Below are 1,759 nucleotides of genomic sequence, written 5' to 3'. Positions count from 1 at the left end.
GTTCGGTCCGCATACACCGATTGCACGGGGGACGCATCCGCCGTATGGGCGGAGAGACGGTGTCCGGGCGATTGCGCACCGACGTGGCCGCGTTCTCCCGGATCAGCAGCCCGGCGGCCCCGGGCAGCCCCGCCCCCACCAGCCGTACGACCGGCCGGACGAGCAGCGGTGCGAGCGCGGCCGCCGCCGTGATCAGCAGCATCGGCTGGGTGGTGTACGTCTTCCGCTTCAGCAGTCCGGCGGGGTCGGTCCCCAACTTCCAGGCCAGCAGCCCCAGTCCAGCCGCCAGCAGAGCGGAACCGATCACCCGGCGCGACAGCGGCAGCACCCCCGTGTCCACGGACGCCTCCCGCAACGCCTCCACGGGCCCGATCCGCCCGGCCCGTCGCGCGGCCACCCAGGCCCCGGCGAGCGCCACCGACACCCCCGTCCAGAAGGCCACGTGGTACGGCCACACCACCGCACCCGGCACCGCGAACCACGTCGGCGCGATCCCGCCGTCCACCAACTCCCGTACCAGCACAGGCGCTCCCCACGCCCCCAGCGCACACCCGGCACCGGACGCCACGACCCCGACCGCCAAGGCCTCCCCGAGCAGCAGCCGCCGTACCTGACCCGGTGTCGCGCCCGCCATCCGCAACAGCCCGAACTCCCGCCTGCGCAGGGCCACCACGAAGGCGAACGTCGACGCCGTCACGAACACCGACACGAAGGTGGTGACCCCGCCCGCCGTCCCCAGCAGCGAGTTCACGGCGACCAGCGCCTCCGCGTCCCGCTCGTACGACGGATCCACCTGCCGCCGCGCGTCACCCGTCAGCACCCGCGCCCGATCCCCGACCACCGCCCGTACGTCGGCGACGGCCGCGTCCACCCCGACCGCGTCCGGTCCGGCCGGGCCCCCGCCCGCCCCGTCCGTCGTCACCGGCCCCAGCGCACGCAGCTCCGCGAGCAGCCGTTCGTCCACAGGGTGTGGATCCGCCAGCTTCTGCGACACCCGGGCCGTCCCCGGCCCCCGCCGCACCTCGACCGTCAGCCTGTCCACGCCCGCCACGACGACGGGGGAGGAGCCGAAACGCTCCGGCGTACGCGCGGGCGGGTCGAGCGTCGCCGCGAGCCCCAGCCCCATGGCGGTCATCACCCCGACCCCCAGCGCCACCGCGACGAACGACCCGATCAGCGCCGCCCACCGCGTACGCAACGACGACAGCGTCAGCACGTCACACCCCCGACGACCCCGCTGCCGGGAGTACCGGGAGTACCGGGAGTACCGGGAGTACCGGGAGTACCGGGAGTACCGGGAGTACCGGGAGTACCGGGAGTACCGGGAGTACCGGGAGTACCGGGAGTACCGGGAGTACCGGGAGTACCGGGAGTACCGGGAACACCGGCCGTTCCAGCCGCCCGTTCCAACCCGGCCATACGCGCCGCCACGCCCTCCACCGACGGCCGGACCAACTCCCCGCTCACCCGCCCGTCGACCAGGAACACCACCCGGTCCGCGTACGACGCGGCCACCGGATCGTGCGTGACCATGACCGTGGTCTGGCCCTCCCGGTCCACCAACTCCCGCAGCAGGCAGAGCACGTCACGGCTGGTCGTGGTGTCGAGCGCCCCGGTCGGCTCGTCGCCGAAGAGGACCGCCGGGCGGGTGATCAGGGCCCGGGCCAGGGCGACCCGCTGCTGCTGCCCGCCGGACAGCTGGGCCGGCCGGTGTCCGGCCCGCTCGGCCAGCCCCACCCGGGCCAGGGCCTCGCGCAGC

The 1,759-nt window shown here is 74.6% G+C and carries 2 protein-coding genes; both read right to left on the bottom strand.

Going from position 1 to position 1,759, the window contains the following annotated elements; genetic code table 11:
• Positions 1 to 1,216: ABC transporter permease (locus AWZ10_RS34655; protein ID WP_244172643.1), on the bottom strand; the 1,216-nt coding region annotated here is incomplete at its 3' end.
• The coding region (locus AWZ10_RS54295) for an ABC transporter ATP-binding protein (RefSeq protein WP_244172642.1) at positions 1,210 to 1,759 on the bottom strand (550 nt) is incomplete at its 5' end. The genes AWZ10_RS34655 and AWZ10_RS54295, both read right to left, overlap by 7 nt.

Source organism: Streptomyces europaeiscabiei, assembly GCF_001550375.1.
GTDB lineage: Bacteria > Actinomycetota > Actinomycetes > Streptomycetales > Streptomycetaceae > Streptomyces > Streptomyces europaeiscabiei.
This window is presented reverse-complemented; position numbering and strand designations above follow the sequence as displayed.